The sequence below is a fragment of the Desulfuromonas sp. genome (genome assembly GCF_002868845.1).
Taxonomy (GTDB): Bacteria; Desulfobacterota; Desulfuromonadia; order Desulfuromonadales; family BM501; genus BM501.
Genome location: NZ_PKUB01000028.1, coordinates 22,790 through 42,497 on the forward strand (window position 1 = coordinate 22,790; position 19,708 = coordinate 42,497).

A 19,708-nucleotide genomic window follows, 5' to 3' on the forward strand; every position below is an offset into this window, starting at 1 on the left:
CTCAGGACTCCAGACGGGTTCCGGCAGGCAGGGGGCAGCCCCGCAAAAAGTCGGCGGCGCCCAGGCGTTCCTTGCCCGGCAGCTGCAATTCGCGCACCAGCAGGGCTCCCTCGCCGCAGGCGATGCGCACCCCTTCCGGTCCGGCTGACAGGACTGTGCCGGGATCGCCCGCGCCCTCGGCAGGAAGGGTGGAGGCGACCTTCAGCACCTCGCCCTCGAGACCCGTGTAGGCCCCGGGCCAGGGATCGAGGCCCCGCACCAGGTTGTGCACCGCCGTCGCGCTGAGACTCCAGTCGATGCGGCCGTCCTCTTTCTTGAGCATGGGGGCATAGGTGCTTTGCGCGTCGTCCTGCGCCTCGCCCTTCAGGGTGCCGGCGCAAAGGAGGGTCAGGGTCTCCTCCATGGCATCGCGGCCGAGCGCCGCGATGCGGTCGTGGAGCTGCCCGGCGGTTTCCTCGGGGCCGATGGGGGTGGAGCGCTTGACCAGCATGTCGCCGGTATCGAGGCCCACGTCCATGTACATGGTGGTGACCCCGGTCTCCTTCTCGCCCTCGATGATCGCCTTGTTGATCGGCGCCGCTCCGCGATAGCGCGGCAGCAGCGAGGCATGCACGTTGATACAGCCGTACTTGGGAATCTCGAGCACGCTTTTCGGCAGGATCTGGCCGTAGGCCACGACGACGATCAGGTCCGGGGCAAGGGCCCTGAGCTCTTCCACCACGGCCGGGTCGCGCAGTTTCTGCGGCTGAAAGACGGCGATGCCGTGCTCCTGGGCCAGCTCCTTGACCGGCGGCGGGGCGAGCTTCTTGCCCCGCCCCTTGGGGCGGTCGGGCTGAGTATAGACGCCGCAGAGGTTCACCCCCGCCGCGAGCAGCCCCTCCAGGGTGGACAGGGCGAAATCGGGCGTCCCCATGAAGACGGTACGGATATCCTGTGGTTTGATCACATCTGCTCCTGTTGTTGGTCCATGATTTTCTTGTATTTTTTCCGGAACATGTTCCTCTTCAGCGCAGAGAGGCGGTCCACGAAGAGAATGCCGTCGAGATGGTCGATCTCGTGCTGAAAGGCGACGGCCAGAAGGCCGTCGGCCTCCATCTCCCGCTCCTCGCCGTCCAGGTCGAGAAAGCGGACCTTCACCCACGCGCTGCGCGAAACCCGGGCGTAGTAGCCGGGCACCGACAGGCACCCCTCTTCCTCGAAGTCCTCCCCCTCGCGCGCGACAATCTCGGGGTTGACCGCGGCGATAAGCCGGGGCGCCTCGTCCTTGGGCGAGCAGTCGATCACCACCAGACGCTTGGAGACTCCGACCTGCGGAGCCGCAAGGCCGACTCCGGGGGCGGCGTACATCGTCTCGGCCATGTCGGCGGCCAGGGTCTTCAAGGACTCGTCGACACCGGCGACGGGCTCCGAAGCCCGGGCCAGAATCGGTTCAGGATAATGCAGGATTCGCAGAAGCGCCATATCTATTTCCAAATCGTCGTCTGCTCAATGACAGATGAGGGCAACCCGCGGGACGCCCTTGTCTTCAGCAAAACCTCATGATAAAGGCACAAACCCGCTGAAGTCAACCTCCGACCGGGGCGCTCCGCCACAATAAACCCTCCCGGAAACAGGGCAATACGTTCCGGGCGAATCTCTGCCCCGCCACGCGGGCGTCTTGCAAAAAAGAAAAAAAACTTCTATGATTTTAAATCTTTCGATCGGCCAAGGAGGGCTGCATGAACTATCCGGTCTGGTACCTGCCGGGGATCGGCGGAGGGACGCTCATCGCCCTGATCGCCGTCACCCATGTCTTCATCTCCCACTTCGCCGTCGGCGGCGGCCTTTACCTGGTCATGGCCGAGCGCAAGGGGCTGCGGGAGCAGAACCGGGGGATTCTCGACTTCACCCGGTCCCACGCCAAGTTCTTCATGCTCGTGACGATGGTGGCCGGCGGGATGACAGGGGTGGGGATCTGGTTCGTCATCTCCCTGGTGCAGCCCGCCGCCACGAGCCTCCTCATCCATACCTTCGTCTTCGGATGGGCCGCCGAGTGGGTCTTCTTCCTGGTGGAGATCGTCGCGGTCCTCGTCTACTACTACACCTTCGACCGCATGGCCCCCCGCACCCACATGGCCGTGGGGTGGGTCTACTTCGTCTCGGCCTGGCTGAGCCTCTTTCTCATCACAGGCATTATCGGCTTCATGCTCACCCCCGGCGGCTGGCTGCAGAACGCCTCCTTCTGGTCGGGATTCTTCAACCCCTCCTTCTGGCCCTCCCTCGTCTTCCGCACCTGCATCGCCCTCATGTTCGCCGGGGTCTACGCCTTCGTCACCACCGCCTTTCTGAAGGACCGGGAGCTCAAGGCGGCCATGACCCGCTTCTCGGGGAAATGGGTCCTCCTCGCCTTCCTCCCCGCCGTCCCCGCAGGATTCTGGTACCTCTCGGTCCTCCCCGGGCCGGCCCGCGCCCTCGTCGCCGGAGGGTCTCCGACCATCCAGCGGACCCTCGAATGGGGATTGTGGGCCGTCATCGCCCTGCTCGTCCTCTCCCTGCTCCTCACCCTGGCCCGCCCGGCGGCTCACAACAAGCTCCTCTCCTTCGTCGTGCTGGGGTGCGCCTTCCTCTTCATGGGCTCCTTCGAGTGGACCCGGGAGGCCGCCCGCCGCCCCTACGTCATCAACGAGGTCATGTATTCCAACGGCCTTCTGGAGAAGGACGTGACCGCCCTCTGCGCGGAGGGATGCCTCCCGACGGCCCGATGGGGGGGGATGCGGGAGCTCCACGAGGAGAGCCTGGTGGAGGCCGGAGCCGCCCTCTTCCGCGTACAGTGCTTCGCCTGCCACAGCGTCGGCGGACCGAACAACGACATCCTCCCCCGCACGGCCACCATGCCCTTCGCTGCCCTGAAGACGTATATCTCCTCCCTCCACGAGCGCCGCTACTTCATGCCCCCCTTCGCGGGGACCGACGCGGAGGCCCGGGCCCTGACGGCCTACCTGACGGCGGGGCTGCACGGCAAGCCCCTCCCCCCCGAGGAGCCTCCGGCCGTCGCCGGGGCGGATGAGGGGAGAACGATCTTCGAGGAGAACTGCCTCTTCTGCCACCCCCTGGAACTGGTAGAGGCCCGCACCTCCGGATGGAGCCGGGAAAAGGTCCGCGAAGGGATCGGCAACCTGAGCGCCCTCAACCCTGCCATGCCCGATTTCTACGGGACGGAAGAGGAGAAGGATCTCCTCGCCGCCTACATCGCCTCTTTACAGGGGAGCGTCCCGGTGGCCGGGCACGACCCGGGCGAGGACGTCTTCGAAGAGCACTGCGCCCTCTGCCACACCCTCGAAGGCGACTACAACCAGCTCCTCCCCAAGATCGCCGGGTGGGACGAGGCGAAGATCCGCGCCGCCCTCGACGGCTTGGAGCGCCTCAACCCCGCCATGCCCCCCCTTTCGGCCACCGCCGCCGAGAAGGACGCCCTGGCCCGCTTTCTCGCCGAGTCCCTGAAAGGAGGCGCCCGATGAGCCCCCTCATCCCGACACCCGACACCCTCCCCGCGCACTGGGGGGTCTTCCAGTCCCTTCTTCTGCTGACCTTCCCCCTCCACCTCCTCTTGATGAACGCCGCCCTCGGGGCGGCGGCGGGGGCCCTCCTGGTGCGGGGAAAAGGGGAGACGGGGCGGCGCCTCTCCTTCGATCTGGCCCGGGTACTGCCGCTGCTCATCGCCTTCACCGTCAACTTCGGCGTGGCCCCCTTCCTCTTCGTCCAGGTCCTCTACGGCCACTTCATCTACCCCAGCTCCATCCTCATGGGGGTCTTCTGGCTGTCGATCGTCCCCTGCCTGATCGCCGCCTACTACGGGGCATACCTCTACGACTTCCGCTTCGCCGCCCTCGGGCGCCTCGGCCCCCCCGTCCTGGCGGGCAGCCTGGCGCTGCTGCTGGCCATTGCCTTCGTCTTCAGCAACAACATGACCCTCATGCTCGCCCCGGGCCGCTGGAGCGCCTACTTCGACAACCCCTACGGCACCCTGCTCAACCTCTCCGACCCCGCCCTCTGGCCCCGCTACCTCCACATGGTCACCGGCGCCCTCGCTGTGGGGGGGCTCTTCGTCGCTCTCTTCGGAGCGTTCAGGGAGAAGGCGGACCCCGGCGCGGGTGAACTGGCCCGCAGGGTCGGGATGCGCACCTTCGCCCTGCTGACGGTGGCCCAGGTCCCCCTCGGAGCCTGGTTCCTCCTCGCCCTGCCCCGCCCGGTCATGCTCACCTTCATGGGAGGGAACCTCCTCGCGACGGCCCTCTTCGCCTGCGCCCTCCTCCTGATCGCGGGGACCCTCGTCGCCGCCCTGCGATCCAGGCTCGCCCTGGCCGCCTGGACGGCCCTCCCCCTGGTGGCGGTCATGACCCTGCTGCGCGCCTTCGTGCGCAGTGCCTACCTGCGGGAGCACTTCACCCTCGACCAGCTCCAAAGCGTCACCGCCTACGGGCCGATGGTTCTCTTTTTCGGCAGCCTCCTCATCGGCATCGCGGCCATCGCCTGGCTGGTCGCCAAGGCGGCGGCCGCCTTCCGGAAGCCGGCCCCGCCCGAAGAGGGCGAGGCTTGGTAACGATCCCATCCCCTGTCCTTCGGGCAGAGCCCCTTGGGTCACGATGCAACCGCCGGGTCACCCCCCAAAACAAAAGGCGGGCCCGGTGCTAACCCGGGCCCGCCTCGATCCTTTCCCAAAAAACCTGCCCCGCTACGCCTTCCCCAGCGCCTCGAGCATCGCCTCCCCCATGCGGGTGGGACTCCGGGAGACCGTCACCCCCGCCGCCTCCAGGGCGGCGATCTTGTCGGCGGCCATCCCTTTGCCCCCGGCGATGATCGCCCCGGCGTGCCCCATGCGCTTTCCGGGAGGAGCGGTGACGCCGGCGATAAAAGCGGCGACCGGCTTTTTCATGTTTTTCCGAATCCAGGCCGCGGCGTCCTCCTCGGCGGCCCCGCCGATCTCCCCGATCATGAAGACCCCTTCGGTTTCCGGGTCGGCATTGAAAAGTTCAAGGATGTCGATGAACTTCATGCCGATGATGGGGTCGCCGCCGATGCCGACGCAGCTCGACTGCCCCAGGCCCGCGTCGGAGAGCTGCTTGACCGCCTCGTAGGTGAGGGTGCCGCTGCGGGAGACGACCCCGATCTTCCCCTTTTTATGGATGTAACCCGGCATGATCCCCACCTTGCACTCCTCGGGAGTGATCAGGCCCGGACAGTTGGGCCCGATCAGGCGGGTCTTGCTGGTGTTGAGCACCCGCTTGACGACCACCATGTCCTTCACCGGAATCCCCTCGGTGATGCACACCGCCAGTTCGATACGGGAATCGATGGCCTCGAGGATGGCGTCGGCGGCGGCCGGCGGCGGCACGAAAATCATCGAAACGTTGGCCCCGGTGTGCTTCACCGCCTCCTCCATGGTATCGAAGACGGGGATCCCCTCGATGTGGACCCCGCCCCGGCCGGGGGTGACCCCGGCGACGATTTGACTGCCGTACTCCCGGCAGAGCCTGGTGTGAAAGAGACCGGTCTTGCCGGTCATCCCCTGAACGACGATCTTGGACTCCCTGTTGATCAGAATCGACATATTTTCACTCCCGCAACTGGCAGTTTGCCGTTAGAGGTTCCCGGCGAGCATCGCCATGATGGTCTCGGCCCCGCCGCCCAGGTCGTCGGCGGTCTTGACGTTGAGCCCCGACTCCAGGAGCAGCCGCTTGCCCTCCTCCACCTGGGAGCCGTCCATTCGCACCACGATGGGGAGGGTGCAGTGCACCTCGGAGGCGGCCTCGATGATCCCCTGGGCGATGACGTCGCAGCGCATGATGCCGCCGAAGATGTTGACGAAGACGCCCCGCACGTCGCGGTCCTGGAGGATGATCTTGAAGGCTTCGCTGACCTTCTCCCGGGTGGCCCCGCCGCCGACGTCGAGGAAGTTGGCCGGGTAGCCCCCCTTCTCCTTGAGGACATCGAGGGTCGCCATGGCGAGCCCCGCGCCGTTGACCATGCAGCCGATGTTCCCCTCGAGCTTGATGTAGGCCAGGTCGAACTTGCCGGCGCTGATCTCCAGGGGATCCATTTGGGAGTAGTCCATCAGATCGTGGTACTCCCAGTGGCGGAAGATGGCGTTGTCGTCGAAGTTGATCTTGGCGTCCAGGGCCAGGAGCCACCCCGCCTTGGTGACGACCAGAGGGTTGATCTCCACCAGGGAGCAGTCCTTCTCCAGGGCGCAGCGATAGAGGTTGAGAATGAGCTGCACGCAGTCCTCGGCGAGATCCCCCTTGAGCCCGAGCCCGAGGGCGACCCTGCGCGCCTGATAGGGGCGCAGCCCCGTGAAGGGATCGATCGTCAGCACCTGGATCTTCTCGGGAGACTTGGCGGCGACCTCCTCGATGTCCACCCCCCCCTCGGCCGAGGCGATGACGCAGAAGCGGGAGGAGTTACGGTCGAGGGTGACCGAGAGGTAGAACTCCCGGGCGATCTCCACCGGCTCCTCCACCAGGATGCGACGCACCTTGAGCCCCTCGGGGCCGGTCTGCGGAGTCACCATGCGCTTGCCGAAGAGCTCCTTGGCCACCTCATGGGCCTGCTCGGGGTGGTGGACGAGTTGCACCCCGCCGGCCTTGCCCCGGCCGCCGGCGTAGATCTGCGCCTTGACCACGCAGCGGCCGCCCATCATCTTGGCCGAACGCTCCACCTGGTCGGCCGTCAGAGTCATCCGTCCCCGAGGAACGGAGATGTCGTAGGAACCCAGGATTTCCTTGGCCTGATACTCGTGAATGTTCATGATCTCCTCGTCCCTCGCAAAGGGTTCATGGATGGCGCCATGCCCCGGCCGGCTTGGCGGCCGGGACAAACTCGAAGAGCAAACCCGGGACCAAACCCCACCCGGATTCACGGCCGCGGGTTTTCAAGGGGTTGTCCGTCTCTTGCCGAATCCGCCGGGAAAAACCCGGCCCAGGGTCCGCCATGCAGGGCCAATTTTACCCAAAGTATTGCCCCATGGTCCTCTCGTCAAAGACAGGCCCGCGAGAGCCACAGAAATTCAGGCACATAGAGACATCCAAAGATCGAAAAATAGTCTTTCGATCGCCATTTGTCAATTGGCCTGACCAATATTTTTTACTTTCAGTAAAAACAGGGGCGTTGTTCGAAATCCCGGCGGCGGCCGTCACGCACAAAAAAAAGACCCGCCCGCCCTTCGGTCACACACATTGTAACAAAAGGGAGCGGGCGGGCCACAGTCGTGCCTCAGTTATGCGATTCGGTCAGTCCTGGGTCTTTTTCCAGTCGGCCAGGAACTTCTCGATGCCGATGTCGGTCAGAGGGTGCTTCTCCAGCTGCATCATCACCGAGTAGGGAATGGTGCAGATATCGGCACCGATGAGGGCGGAACGCAGCACGTGCAGAGGGCTGCGCACCGAGGCGACGATGATTTCGGTACCGTAGCCGTAGTTGTCGAAAATGGTGCGGATTTCATCGACCCCCTCCATGCCGTCGTGCCCCACGTCGTCGAGCCGCCCCACAAAGGGGGAGACGTAGCTGGCACCGGCCTTGGCTGCGAGCAGGGCCTGAAGGGGTGAGAAGACCAGGGTCACATTGGTCTTGATCCCCTCGGCCGCGAAGATATGGGTGGCCTTGAGCCCCTCATTGGTCATGGGGACCTTTATGACGATGTTCTTGGGATTGATCTTGGCCAACTCCTGCCCCTCCCGAACCATCCCTTCGGCGTCCAGGGCGATGACTTCGGCCGAAATGGGTCCGTCCACGAGGGCGGTGATCTCCTCGAGGACCTCCCGGAAATCCCGCCCGCTCTTGGCAACGAGGGAGGGGTTGGTGGTGACCCCGTCGACCAGGCCCAGATCGCTGGCGGCGCGGATCTCGCTCACCTCGGCGGTATCGATGAAGAATTTCATGGGAAAGCTCCTTTCTTTGCTGGAAATTCGGGTAGACTGTTAAGTGAATTTGTAGGTCTGCTTTTGCCGGACCGACAAAGCGTATAAACGATCGCGCCCCGGGTTACCTGCGGCCGGAAAAAGCGTCGCGGCACTCCTCGGAGCAGAAGTGGAAGACCTTGCCGCGGACCGTCTTGGTCAGGGAATCGCCACGGGGAACATAAGTGCCACAGTGGGGATCCTGGACCATGTCCTCGCCCTGGGGGCTCTTGTCCCGGGACGGCCCTCCCCCCCGCCGGGGCAGAGAGCGGATGACGGCCTGAACCAGCGAATACCCGAGGAAAAAAAGGAGGGCCAGCAGCAGCAATCGGATAATGGATCACCATTGATCGGCAAGGCGTCTCACCTCTTCGCCGGCCGGAAGTTGGGTCAGCAGGTCGCGGACCGTTTCGCCCAGCAACGGATGGACCACCTCGGGAGCTAGGTCGCACAAAGGCGCCAGGACGAACCTCCGCAGATGCAGACGCGGGTGGGGAAGTATCAGGTGCGGCTCGCAACGGGTTTCGCCGCCGTACAGAAGCAGGTCGATGTCAAGGGTCCGGGGCCCCCAGGGCTGGCGACGCTGGCGCCCGAAGCTCTTCTCCACCTCCAGGCAGAACGTCAGCAGCGCCCCGGGGGTCAGGGAAGTCTCCACCGCGAGGACTGCGTTGAGATAGGGACCCTGCCCTTCGGGACCGCCCACCGGGGCGGTTTCGTAGAGATTTGACCAGGCCGCGACGTGCAGCTCCGGATGGCCCGCCAGGGCGGTCCTGGCCCCGCGCAGGGATTCTCGGCGCTCCCCCAGGTTGGAGCCCAGGGCCAGATAGGCGGTCGTCGTCCTGATCATGCGTTCCAGCGTTTCATAATAGTCGGTGCCATTAAAGCACAGCCCCCCAGAGGGAGTCAACGGCGCCAGCCCGGCGGCGGGGCGACATCGGACAATCGCAAAAAGGAGCACCCTCCATGAGCGTGACCTTGACCCTCGCAGTCAGCGACCTTGAAACGACCGCATCCTTCTACGGCGGGGTATTGCAACTTGACCTGGAACGCTTCATGCCGGCACCTGGGCACCCTCCCGTCCTTCTTCTCTACCACGGCGACGCCGTGGTCCTGTTTCGCCAGATGGAAACCCTCGAGGCCCTGCACCCCTCCGTTTTCCAGAACCTGGACCGGCATCCCCTGGGCATCGGAATGACCGTCGAGTTCGGCGTCAAAACGCTGGACCCGGTCCTGAAGAATATCCAGCACAATCAGCTCCACACCCTCTACGAACTGGAGGACGAGGAGCACGACCGCCGGGAGGTCTGGATCCACGATCCCGACGGATACCTCGTCATTCTCAGCGAGGGGTTCGAAGTGGAGGAGGGCTGAGCGAGGGGGGTATCTTTCACTCACGGTGGGGGAGGGGCACACAACTGGGTCGCTGTGAGCGTTACGCCAGCAGCATGGCAAGCTTGACAACCGGATTTTAAGTGGTCAAGTCGCCAACTTGGCACTCTGCCATAATACTTGCGGCCTCATCTTCCGACATTTCTGACACAATCAACCTGCCATCTTCACTTTTTTCCAGATGAGCAATGCCGGGATGCTTTTTTTCCAGCATTTCTAATTTAAGCGCCTGATTTCGGACCAAAGCCAGTAATTTTCTGTTCCTGGTTTCCAAGTCATATTTCTCAATGGCCGCCCGGATGGCAAGCCTTAATTCCATTTCGTTCCAGGGTTTGACCAAAAACCGATAAATCTGCCCTTCGTTCACAGCCTTCATGGCCGCATCAATGCTGGCATGGCCGGTAAGAATGATTCGGGCGGCTTCAGGGTACCGGAGGCTCACAATAGACAATAGTTCAGAACCTTGCATTCCCGGCATCCGTTCATCAGAAATGACGACCTTAAAATTACGGCTTTGAAGCAGGTTCAATGCCTCTTTTCCGCTTCGGGCCGAGCAAATCTCATAATCTTCATCCATGAGCGTTCTCTGCAACGCCTTGATTACCTGCTCCTCGTCATCCACGATCAATATGGCATTGTTCATGATTCCCTCACTTTCCCGATCGGTGCCAGGCCCAAATTCCTCTTATGCCCACAAAACGCACAAATGTTACAGTCATCCTCCATGGGCACCTTACAGTTGCTGCAAAGATTCTGTTTAAAAACCCCGCAATAGGGGCAGAAGAGAAACTTGGCATCAATGGTTCTGTGGCAATGTTCGCAAACACGCTCATGTCTGATCTGGGGGCCAATGACCCTGAGGAGCTCTTCAAGGGAGGTCATTCCCTGTTTGACTTTTTCCAGACCGTCCTGAACAAGGGTTTTCATCCCGTGAGCACGGGCCATGTCGAGCAGTTCTGATTCCCGGTAGTTCTCGCAAATCAAGTGCCTGAAATCCTCATTCATAACGAAGAGTTCGTATATCCCGGTGCGACCCTGGTAACCGGTATGGTTGCAGCGGTGGCAGCCGAGAGGACGAAAAACCTCTCCGAGACCTTCCGCTGGAATTCTCAGCAGTTCCAAGTGATCGGGGCTGGGCATATCGACAACTTTGCAACCTTCGCAGAGTCTTCGAACCAGTCTTTGGGCAATAATCCCCTCCAAGGCGGAAGCAATCAGATAGGGCTTCATTCCGATATCGATCAGGCGGGTGATGGAGGCAATCGAACTGTTGGTGTGCAGAGAGGTCAGCACCATGTGACCAGTCAAAGCGGCCTTAAAAGCCACATCCGCCGTATCCTGGTCCCGAACCTCGCCTACCAGGATGACATCGGGGTCCTGGCGCAAGGTTGCCCTAAGCACGGAGGCAAAGGAGAGTCCGATCTTCTCCTTCACATGAACCTGGTTGGCATCCTCCAGAAAATACTCCACAGGGTCTTCGATCGTTTCGAAGTTCTTCGATCGGTGGAGCATTTCTCCGAGAATCGAATAGAGCATGGTGGTCTTGCCGCTGCCGGTGGGGCCAGTGGCTATGAACATGCCCTGGGGTTTCTTGATTACGCTGTAGATCTTCTTCAGGTCCTCCTCAAGCAGACCGAGTTCATCCAGTTTTTTGATGGCCGCACTTTTATCCAGAATGCGCAACACCACCTTTTCACCGCTGATGGACGGCATGGTGGAGACCCGCAGGTCGACCAGGCGGGTACCAGACTTGACGGTTATCCGGCCGTCCTGCGGCTTTCTCCGCTCGGAGATATCCTGTTTTGCCAAGATTTTGATTCTGGAAATGGCTGCGGGATGGAGATCAGCCGGGATTTTGATCTTGTCCTGCAGCAGGCCGTCGATACGAAACCGCACCACCGTATATTTGGTTTTCGGTTCGATATGGATATCACTGGCCCGGTACCGTACCGCTTCGGAAATGATGGCATTGACGATTCTGATGATCGGCGGCACTTCCGACGATTGGATCAATTCCTGGATATTGACATCGGCTTCATCCTCTTCGATGACAATGTCAACCTCGTCTATTGGATCAACTTCGGAGATTTCGTCGAAATCTATGCCGTTATCCAGTTGGTCATCGCCATAGACGAGGTTAAGTTGTTCCAAAATATCTGAGCTACGAGCAATGACGGCGTTTACCCTGAAGCCCGTCATGAGCGAAATGTTGTCGCACTTGTAAAGGTCGGAAGGATCGGCCATCGCCAGCGTCATATGGCGCCCCTCGAGCTTGATCGGTATCAGCCGGCTCTTCTCGCAGAGATTCCTTGGCAAAAACCTTACAATCTCCGGGTTAAGGCCCACCTCCATGAGATCGACAAATTCCAAATGGAGTTGGTCTTGCAGGGCCCGGACGATTTTCGATTCACTGGCGAGGCCAAGCCGGACCAGAGTGTCGATGACAAACTCCCTTTCCTGGCGTTCCCTCAGGGCCCGATGGTAATCTCCTTTGGTCACCACGCCGGTTTTGGCGAGGATGCTCCCCAAAACCGCTCTGTTTTCTCCTACCAGGGTCGAAAAGTTTTTGATCTTAGCCTGCTGTTTCCTTGTGACTTCCTTTAGCTTTTTGTTCTCCTCGATGAGTACGTACTGTTGCAGGCCAAGACTGACGGTCAGCCTCAGGTCTTCGTCATGCCACGGTTTGGTGATGAATTTGTATACCGCCCCCTCGTTGACCGCCCCCATAATGGACTGGACATCGGCATAACCGGTGAGCATGATGCGAATGGTAGCCGGCCAGCGTTCCTTTACCTCCTTGAGGAGTTGGGCCCCGGTCATGCAGGGCATTCGATGGTCGGAGACAAGCAGGTGCACCCTTTGGCGCTCGAGGATCTGCAGGGCCTCGTCGCCGTTCGTGGCGGTCAGGATCTGGTAGTTTTCGTCCAGGAAAATCCGTTTCAGCGCCTTCAGGACCCCGGCCTCGTCATCGACAAACAGAAGCGTGAAACCGTTTTGAGGAACCGACGAATCTCCCTCATCTGATGCTTGCGGTGCCTCTGGCGAAGTTTCCGTTTTAGCTTGGTCGCCGACCGCAGACCGGAACAGGCTGGCAAATTTACTCATCCTCCCTCCCCTTGGTGCGCAACTGTATTACAAAGGTTGCCCCCCCCTCCGAAGGGCTTTCTGCTTCAATGGTGCCGTCGCAGGAGGCAATAATGTCATAGGCCACCGAGAGCCCCAGCCCCATTCCCCGACCGACCTCCCTGGTAGTGAAAAAAGGCTCAAAGATCCGATGCTTGATGCCATCTTCGATTACGGGACCATTGTCCGCAAACTCAACCCTTACCCAGTCACCCTGGCGTTCGGTGCGGATTGTTAGTTTCAGGCCGTCCGGTCGCGCCTGAAACGCATTACGGATGATGTTCATAAAAGCCTGGCAGAGCAGGGCCGCATCCCCGGGGACTTCCGGCAGCTCGCAAAAGGATTTGCCGATACGCGTCCCTTCGGGAGTTTCCGAGGACAGAACGCTGAGGGTGCGTTCGATCTCGCAATTGACATCCACCAATCCTTCCCCGAGGTCATCGACGTGGGAAAAGCACCGCAGATCGGAAACGATTTTCTTGACCCGTTCGGCGCCGCCAATACTCTGCTGGAACAATTCCACGACATCGCCGGTGATAAAGTCGAGTTTCAGCTCCCGCCATTTCTGCCGTGCTGTTTGCTGCAGCCCCCCTGGGGCCTTCGAGTTTGCACCGGCATAAAACTCGAGCATTTCAAGAAATCTGCCAACATACTTGTTCAGGGTGTGAAGATTGCTCAGAACAAAGCCCAACGGGTTATTGATTTCGTGGGCCACGCAGGCTGCCAACTGTCCGATGGAAGCCATCTTTTCCTGCTGTATCATCCGAGTGTAGGCCTGTTTTAGCTCTTCGGTCCGCTCCTGTACCCTTCCTTCCAGGGTTGCCGCAAGATCCCGGTACTTTTTCTAGGATAGGGTGAGCCGCCGGTTGATTGCCACCAGTTCCTCATAGGACTGGTTCACCACCTGGGTGTGGATCTCGGTGGTGAGCATCCGTTTCAAGTTGGCGCTCACCATGCTGTTGATGGCACCGCCCACCACCCTGGCCACCACCTGCAGAGCCGCGGCATCGGAAACACCGCCGACAAAGCTGATATTTCCCACCGGTTCGCCTTCAAGAAAAATCGGACAGGATTCCGTATCGGGCCCGGTTGCGGGAAACGGCGAGCAGACATCATTTTGATCTCTGCCGCAAGACCACAGGGGAACATCGGCCGCGTCCACGATCGTGGCCCTTCCAATGCCGGCGTTTACCGCGCTTTGGAGCAGCGGCATCACCTCGGCCTCACTGATGACATCGATGAGGCGCTTCTCCGCCCCGACAACAAACTCGAGTGTTTCACCTTGCTTCATGGCTGCCTCGTTATTCGGAATACCCCGCTCGGTCAACCACAACTCCGGCTTTCGGGTCGGACAAGCTGACGCAGGAAGGTTGCCCGGTCCAGGCCGTGATTTTTTTCCAGTCCCCACCGGGCGTCAATGTGACCATAGGTCAATTCAGCCAACCGACAAAAGGCTTCAATGACGCCACTCCCCTTAATGGCTGAGCCCAGAAAAACGGGGATCCCGGTCGCATCCCAGACCCGCCTAATATCTGCTTCCGGTACGATGTCGGGAAGGTCCCTCTTGTTGTATTGGATAATGAGGGGGATCTTCTCGATGTACAGGCCGACAAAGGCGAGATTCTTCTCCAGATTCTCAAAGCTGTTAGAATTATTCATCGTTTCGCAGGCTCGAGAATCTGCGATAAAGGCAACCCCGTCCGCTCTTTGCAACACCGCCTTGCGGGTCGCATCGTGCTTGACCTGGCCGGGCACCGTATAGACCTTGACCTTGATTTTCAGGCCGCTGGGCGCCACCAGAAAAAAGGGCAGTAGGTCGAAAAAGATGGTCCGGTCGTCCTTGGTGTCCAGCACCATGAGATCACCTCTCCCCTTCTGCTCCAGAATGTAGTGGAGCTGAAGAAGATTGGTGGTCTTCCCCGAAAGGGCCGGTCCGTAATAGACCAGCTTGAGGACCATTTTTTTCTGGGCTTCATCATACTCGATAAATGCCTTACCCCTTAACCAGTACCGCGATACCGCCCTTAAACGGATCAAGCTGATGGTAACGGCGGATGGACTCAATGGCCTTTCTGTCAAGGAAGGCTCCCTTGCCTAGCAGGAGCAGGCCGGTACCGCTGTATAGGTCACGCCCAAGGGTCATTCCAGCCCGCAGATCGCTGGGGGTCAGCATCTTTTCCACTTGGTTCCCCTCAGCGTGAGATGTTCCGAAGAGTTCTCGGATCGGCTTTCCAAGATATGGGAACAGTTCCGGATCAAACCTGCTGCCAAGGTGCCCCTTCGCTTTTATGAGGGTGCTTCCAACCGCAGAATCCTTTTCCAGCTTTACTTGCCTGTCTACAAAGTCGGCCAGGGCGACAACTCTGGCCCCCAGGGGGATCTCCTCTCCCCGCAGTTGGTCTGGAAAGCCCGCGCCATCGTAACGTTCATGATGATGGCGAATGAGGACTCCCGCAGGCCGCAAATCCTCAATGGCGTCAATTGCCGTCTGCCCCCGCACCGCATGCAGCCGATATTCTCCCATCTCAGCTTCATTCATCTGGCTCCTGGATTTGCCCAGAAGTTCGTCCGGGATGCCTATTTTCCCGATATCATGGAGCAGGGATGCGACATAGATGTTTTCCTTCTCTTCGGCGGGCAACCCCATTTCCCCCGCAATCCCCCGGGCCAGATGGGCCACGTTCCGGGAGTGGTTGCGCATCTCTTCAGCACGCATTTCGATCAGGCCCGAAAACGCCCCAATGGTATCCCGGTAATTTCTTTTCAGACGCTCGTTTTTGGTGCCCAGGTCTTCGTTTTTCTCTCTAATCTTGGCCGTCTGCTGCAAGACCCTCGATTTGAGCTTGGCGTTCCACTCCTTGAGTTCTTCATTCTGCTGGTTGACGATCGCGGTAAGACGCTTATTCTCCTGAACAAGGGCATATTGCTTCACAGCGTCCCTTATAGTTTGAACCAGTTACTGGTCGTCCCACGGTTTGCTGATGTAGCGGCAGGCGCCCCCTTTATTGATCGCATCTATGGTCGCGTTGATGTCGGCATATCCGGTGAGCATGATGCGCAAGGCCTCCGGTGCCATTTCCTTTGCCTGCTCCAGGAATTGAGCTCCGCTCAAGCCGGGCATTCTCTGATCAGACACGATCAGGCCGATCCTTTCTTCCTCTCGAAGGATTTCCAGCCCTTCCTCTCCCGAATTGGCTGTAATCACTTCATAGTCTTCCTCCATCAAAAGGCGCTGAAGGGCATTCAATATGCTTTTTTCGTCGTCGACAAACAGTACGTGAATGGTCGAATCGCTCATTGGTCTTTCCCAGGGTCAATCGCCTGTCAGGCGGCACCTTTTCTTTTTAAAAGGTCCAAAAATACCTCGGCTATTTCAGGGTCAAAGGCCTTGTTTTTGCCTTCTGCTATGATTTCTGCTGCCCTCTCGGCCGGAATCCTATTTCGATAGGGTCTGTCCGTCGTCAAGGCGTCATAAACGTCGGCAACCGCCACCATTCGGGCCTCCAGGGGGATCTCCTCTCCCTTCAGACCGAAAGGATACCCTTTGCCGTCGAACCGCTCGTGATGATGCAGGGTCACATTTACCACTTCTTTGGAAAGACGGGCCTGCCGTGCCACCTCGGCCCCCCAATAGGGATGGTTCTTGACGATATCGAAATCCCGGTTGGAGAGCGCCCCTTTGAAGTTGAGAATCTTTTCCGGGACGCCAACTTTGCCGCAGTCGTGGAGCCAGCTGCCGAGCTTGATCTCCCTCTTGACCTGCTCATCGAGCTTGAGTTCATCTGCGATACCCAGCGCATATCTGGCAACCCGGTCGCAGTGGCCCTTGGTGTAGGGGTCCTTGAGTTCGATCATCTGCCCCAGGGCAAGGATTTTGGCCTCGTCCCCCTCGAGCAGGGATTGGACGATCCGGTAGCGATTGAGACTGTCCTCGACGATGGCCTTGAATTCGTCGTTTTCCCACGGCTTGATGACAAACCGAAAGATCTCCCCTCTGTTGATCGCCTCGATGGCCGTGTTCAGATTCGCGTGGGCCGTCATGAGCACCTTGACGGTCTCCGGAGAAATGAATCTGGTTTGGGCAAGGAGGTCAATTCCCATCATCCCGGGCATGAGATTGTCGGTAACCATCACGGAAACGTCTTCATTTTTCAGGTGGGACAAGGCTTCCTGGGCATCGGAGGCCATAAGGAGCCTCAAGCCGCTGTCCCCGAAAAGCCGATCCAGGGAGTTGAGGACATTTTTTTCGTCGTCGACGAACAATACGGTTTCAGGCATTTCCCCTCTCTTCGTCAAAGACGAGAATCACTCCTTCCTGATCCTCCTCCATTAAATGGGCCCCCTTGATCCATACGTTTTGGTCATTGAGGCTGATGGCTTCGGAAAGGGTGTCGGTGTCCCCCATCCTATCAATGAAGTCGTTGATTTCGACAGGCAAAACATCCTCAAAAAAGAGGCCGACCAGGCCGTACCCTTCCTCCTGCAACAACTCCAGTCCCCTGTCATTACATTGGACAATCACCTGCCCTGAATCAATCCCGAGAACCCCTATCGGCAAAGAGTCCAGAATGTTCTGATAAATGGTTCGGGCCTGGTTTTGAATGGCAAGGTCTGAAACCCTTTTAGCGACCATCGCCTCAAGGCTCTCATTCATTAACTGAAGCTGGTCATTGGACTCTTTGAGCTCCGCCATAAGCTTGGCGTTTTTCCTTTTCAGAAAATAACTTTCCAGACCATTGCCGATAGTAACCTTAAGTTCATCGTCGTTCCATGGCTTGGGTATGAATTTGTAGATTTGTCCATCATTGATCGCATCGACGACGGCGGCCGTATCCGCATATCCCGAAAGGACGATTCGGACCGTATCGGGGCGGATTCGCAAGACTTCACGCAAAAAGTCCACACCGTTCATGCCGGGCATCCGGTAATCGGAAATGACCATCTGTATCGAGTCTTCCCTGGTGAGGATTTCCAGGCCATCTTCACCAGAGAGAGCCGTCAGGAGCTCATAGTCATCATCCAGAAAGATCCGCTCCAGAGCGCGCAGCACGTTTTTTTCGTCATCCACACAGAGTATCCTGATTGGTTCTTCCATGTCACAGGCCCTCCCTGATGGGAATGCTGAGAGTGAAGGTGGTTCCCACACCCACCTCACTCTTTACGTCGAGTTCACCGTTGTGCTTTTTTATGATGTCGTAAGAGATGCTCAGACCGAGTCCCGTTCCCTTCCCGATTTTTTTGGTGGTGAAGAAGGGTTCAAACAGTCTGTCGAGGTTTTCCTTTGGGATGCCGCGTCCGGTATCGGCAATTTGCACCCGAATTATGTCGCCTTCCTGCCAGGTCCTGACCTTGATTGTCCCCTGCTTTTCGATCGCCTGAGCGGCGTTGATCAGCAGGTTGAGAAAAACCTGGTTAAGTTGCTGGGGGTAGCAGAGGGTCATGGGGAGGTCCCCATAGTTTTTTTCGAGGGTGGCTTTGTACTTTATTTCGTTCCAGACCACGCAAATCGTGGTCTCGATGCATTCGTTGATATCGGCGTGCATGTGGTCGCCCTCATCCGTCCGCGAAAAACTCTTGAGATCCTTTACGATCTTTTTCACCCGGTCGGCTCCCTCGAGGGATTCCTTGGTCAGGTTTTTTAAATCGTCGATGATGTAGTCGATCTTTAATTGCTTGCGCAATTCCCCGAGGGTGCCGTCACCTCCATTGAGTTCGGTGATCACTACGGTTTGGGCCTGAATGAAATCGGTCAGCCTTTGGGCATACTTGTCCAGGGTTCCGAGGTTACTCAGGATGTACCCCATAGGATTGTTGATCTCGTGGGCCACCCCGGCCGCCAGCAGGCCGATGGATGCCATTTTTTCATTTTGGAGGATTTTGGCCTGGGTTGCTTGGAGGTCGGCATAGGCCTTTTGTAGTTCGTTCTGCGCCCCTTCCAGTTCCGCCTTCTCGTCATGCAACCGTTCTTCCAGGTGCTTTTGCTCCGTGATGTCGACGAGAGAGACGATCACTTTGGACCAGTTTTTTTCACTGCCCGGAGCGATCGACAAGCGTAAATGAACCAACCGCTCATCCCCTTCAAGGGTAAGGTTGACCCCTTCCGTTTCATAGGTGGTGGCGCCCTGAGCCAGGGCAATCAATTGCTCCCGGAACGGAGGCAGGGATTTCTCACTCAGGATTTGATCCAGATTGCCAAATAATTCTTCTTTGCTGGCCGCCTTGAACATTTTCAGGGTGGCACTATTGACGTCTACGATTTTGATCAAGCCGGCACAATGGGTTACCGCCTCAGGGTGGGCTTCGAAATAGGACGAAAAATCGCTCACGCCGGATTGGCGCAGACCATCCAAGTCCTCCCTTACTTGGGAATAATCCTCTTCCCACAGGGAAATCGGTGAGTTCTCGAACAGGGAGCGATACTTTGCTTCCTTTTCTTGTATGGCAAACTCCGCCTTCTTGCGGTCGGTGATGTCCCGGGATATGCCGATAAGCCCTTCCACGATTCCATTGCCGTCACGATAAACGCTCTTGGTCGCCAAAAAGGTACGCAAAACCCCGTCCGAGGCTTGGGCGACTTCTTCAAAGGTTTGGGGTCCTCCCGATTTCAGAACCTCCCGATCATTTGCCATGATTTTCTTCGCCTGTTCGGGCGCAAAGAGTTCCATGTCCGTTTTACAGATGATATCTTCAGCCTCATTATCGACATACCTGGCCCCGGCGGCATTGATCAGCACATAATGACCTTCGACATCCTTTAAAAAGATGGCATCGGCGGTCCCCTCGATAACCGTATTCAAGAGGTTGAAATTTTTCTTCAACGTCATTTCGGCTTTTTTTCGTTCCGAAACTTCCGTCTTTAAACCTTCGTTGGCCTGCGCCAGGGCCAGCGTGCGATGGCTGACTTTTCGTTCCAGGATATCATTGAGCGTCCTGAGCTGTTCCTCCGCATTCTTCTGTTTGGTGATATCCACGGCACTGCCGAGAAAGCCGGCAAATGCCCCATCCGGGGCGAATTTCGGTATGCCGGCATCCAAAACCCAGCAATAAAAACCGTCAAATCGTCTAACGCGGTATTCCACATAGAACTGCTCCCGGGATGAAAAAGCGGCTTCGTAGACGTCTATAACCTTGCTCCGGTCATCTGGATGGATGATATCGGTCCAGTTGTTGCTCATTTCCTCTTCAGGGGTCCGTCCCGTAAAGTCCAGCAGGAATTGGTTGACAAAAGTGAATTTCAGGTCTGGACCGACCATCCAGATCATCAC

The 19,708-nt window shown here is 58.7% G+C and carries 20 protein-coding genes; 3 read left to right on the top strand and 17 right to left on the bottom strand.

Annotated features, from left to right (window positions below; all coding sequences use genetic code 11):
- Position 1: 1 nt before the first annotated feature.
- Positions 2-913, bottom strand: coding sequence for a methionyl-tRNA formyltransferase (gene fmt / locus C0617_RS08585; protein ID WP_365889115.1), 912 nt, complete (start codon positions 911-913; stop codon positions 2-4).
- 29 nt (positions 914-942) lie between these two features.
- Positions 943-1,461 (bottom strand): peptide deformylase, encoded by a 519-nt coding sequence (gene def / locus C0617_RS08590; RefSeq protein WP_291316610.1) that lies wholly within the window; start codon positions 1,459-1,461, stop codon positions 943-945.
- A gap of 257 nt (positions 1,462-1,718) precedes the next feature.
- On the opposite strand from def, the gene C0617_RS08595 reads away from it, so the two are divergent.
- Both C0617_RS08595 and C0617_RS08600 read left to right on the top strand, forming a co-directional pair.
- Positions 1,719-3,497, top strand: a complete 1,779-nt coding sequence (locus C0617_RS08595; RefSeq protein ID WP_291316611.1) for a c-type cytochrome — start codon at positions 1,719-1,721, stop codon at positions 3,495-3,497.
- The gene (locus tag C0617_RS08600; protein WP_291316612.1) at positions 3,494-4,579 is read left to right on the top strand and encodes a hypothetical protein; all 1,086 of its coding nucleotides are present in this window, start codon (positions 3,494-3,496) and stop codon (positions 4,577-4,579) included. Before C0617_RS08595 ends, C0617_RS08600 begins: the two co-directional genes overlap by 4 nt.
- 132 nt (positions 4,580-4,711) lie before the next feature.
- Here C0617_RS08600 and sucD read toward each other — a convergent pair whose 3' ends face one another.
- The 5 genes from sucD to folK form a co-directional block, all read right to left on the bottom strand.
- Positions 4,712-5,587: a succinate--CoA ligase subunit alpha gene (gene sucD / locus C0617_RS08605; protein WP_291316613.1), complete on the bottom strand. Its 876-nt coding sequence runs from the start codon at positions 5,585-5,587 to the stop codon at positions 4,712-4,714.
- Positions 5,588-5,617: 30 nt separating this feature from the next.
- A complete protein-coding gene (gene sucC / locus C0617_RS08610; RefSeq protein ID WP_291316614.1) occupies positions 5,618-6,784 on the bottom strand; it encodes an ADP-forming succinate--CoA ligase subunit beta in 1,167 nt (388 codons plus the stop codon).
- 481 nt (positions 6,785-7,265) lie between these two features.
- A complete protein-coding gene (gene fsa, locus C0617_RS08615; RefSeq protein ID WP_291316615.1) occupies positions 7,266-7,913 on the bottom strand; it encodes a fructose-6-phosphate aldolase in 648 nt (215 codons plus the stop codon).
- 103 nt (positions 7,914-8,016) lie between these two features.
- Positions 8,017-8,259, bottom strand: a complete 243-nt coding sequence (locus tag C0617_RS08620) for a YHS domain-containing protein (RefSeq protein ID WP_291316616.1) — start codon at positions 8,257-8,259, stop codon at positions 8,017-8,019.
- A 12-nt stretch (positions 8,260-8,271) separates the two neighbouring features.
- Positions 8,272-8,778, bottom strand: a complete 507-nt coding sequence (gene folK / locus C0617_RS08625) for a 2-amino-4-hydroxy-6-hydroxymethyldihydropteridine diphosphokinase (protein WP_291316617.1) — start codon at positions 8,776-8,778, stop codon at positions 8,272-8,274.
- A gap of 116 nt (positions 8,779-8,894) precedes the next feature.
- On the opposite strand from folK, the gene C0617_RS08630 reads away from it, so the two are divergent.
- Positions 8,895-9,302: a VOC family protein gene (locus C0617_RS08630; protein ID WP_291316618.1), complete on the top strand. Its 408-nt coding sequence runs from the start codon at positions 8,895-8,897 to the stop codon at positions 9,300-9,302.
- Between the two features lie 97 nt (positions 9,303-9,399).
- Here the strand turns inward: C0617_RS08630 and C0617_RS08635 are convergent, their stop codons facing one another.
- The 10 genes from C0617_RS08635 to C0617_RS08680 all read right to left on the bottom strand — a co-directional run bounded on the left by C0617_RS08635 (position 9,400) and on the right by C0617_RS08680 (position 19,705).
- Positions 9,400-9,963 (bottom strand): response regulator, encoded by a 564-nt coding sequence (locus C0617_RS08635; protein ID WP_291316619.1) that lies wholly within the window; start codon positions 9,961-9,963, stop codon positions 9,400-9,402.
- Positions 9,960-12,425: an ATPase, T2SS/T4P/T4SS family gene (locus tag C0617_RS08640; protein WP_291316620.1), complete on the bottom strand. Its 2,466-nt coding sequence runs from the start codon at positions 12,423-12,425 to the stop codon at positions 9,960-9,962. The genes C0617_RS08635 and C0617_RS08640 overlap by 4 nt, the downstream gene beginning before the upstream one ends.
- Positions 12,418-13,188: an ATP-binding protein gene (locus tag C0617_RS08645; RefSeq protein WP_291316621.1), complete on the bottom strand. Its 771-nt coding sequence runs from the start codon at positions 13,186-13,188 to the stop codon at positions 12,418-12,420. Before C0617_RS08645 ends, C0617_RS08640 begins: the two co-directional genes overlap by 8 nt.
- A gap of 99 nt (positions 13,189-13,287) precedes the next feature.
- A complete protein-coding gene (locus C0617_RS08650) occupies positions 13,288-13,734 on the bottom strand; it encodes a hypothetical protein (RefSeq protein ID WP_291316622.1) in 447 nt (148 codons plus the stop codon).
- Positions 13,735-13,766: 32 nt separating this feature from the next.
- A complete protein-coding gene (locus tag C0617_RS08655) occupies positions 13,767-14,402 on the bottom strand; it encodes a GTPase domain-containing protein (RefSeq protein ID WP_291316623.1) in 636 nt (211 codons plus the stop codon).
- Positions 14,403-14,436: 34 nt separating this feature from the next.
- Positions 14,437-15,375, bottom strand: a complete 939-nt coding sequence (locus tag C0617_RS08660; protein WP_291316624.1) for an HD domain-containing phosphohydrolase — start codon at positions 15,373-15,375, stop codon at positions 14,437-14,439.
- 24 nt (positions 15,376-15,399) lie between these two features.
- A complete protein-coding gene (locus tag C0617_RS08665) occupies positions 15,400-15,741 on the bottom strand; it encodes a response regulator (RefSeq protein ID WP_291316625.1) in 342 nt (113 codons plus the stop codon).
- 26 nt (positions 15,742-15,767) lie between these two features.
- The gene (locus C0617_RS08670) at positions 15,768-16,721 is read right to left on the bottom strand and encodes an HD domain-containing phosphohydrolase (protein WP_291316626.1); all 954 of its coding nucleotides are present in this window, start codon (positions 16,719-16,721) and stop codon (positions 15,768-15,770) included.
- Entirely contained in the window at positions 16,714-17,538 is an 825-nt protein-coding gene (locus C0617_RS08675) for a response regulator (RefSeq protein WP_291316627.1), read from the bottom strand. The genes C0617_RS08670 and C0617_RS08675 overlap by 8 nt, the downstream gene beginning before the upstream one ends.
- 1 nt (position 17,539) lies before the next feature.
- Positions 17,540-19,705, bottom strand: a complete 2,166-nt coding sequence (locus tag C0617_RS08680) for a PAS domain S-box protein (RefSeq protein WP_291316628.1) — start codon at positions 19,703-19,705, stop codon at positions 17,540-17,542.
- Positions 19,706-19,708: the final 3 nt, after the last annotated feature.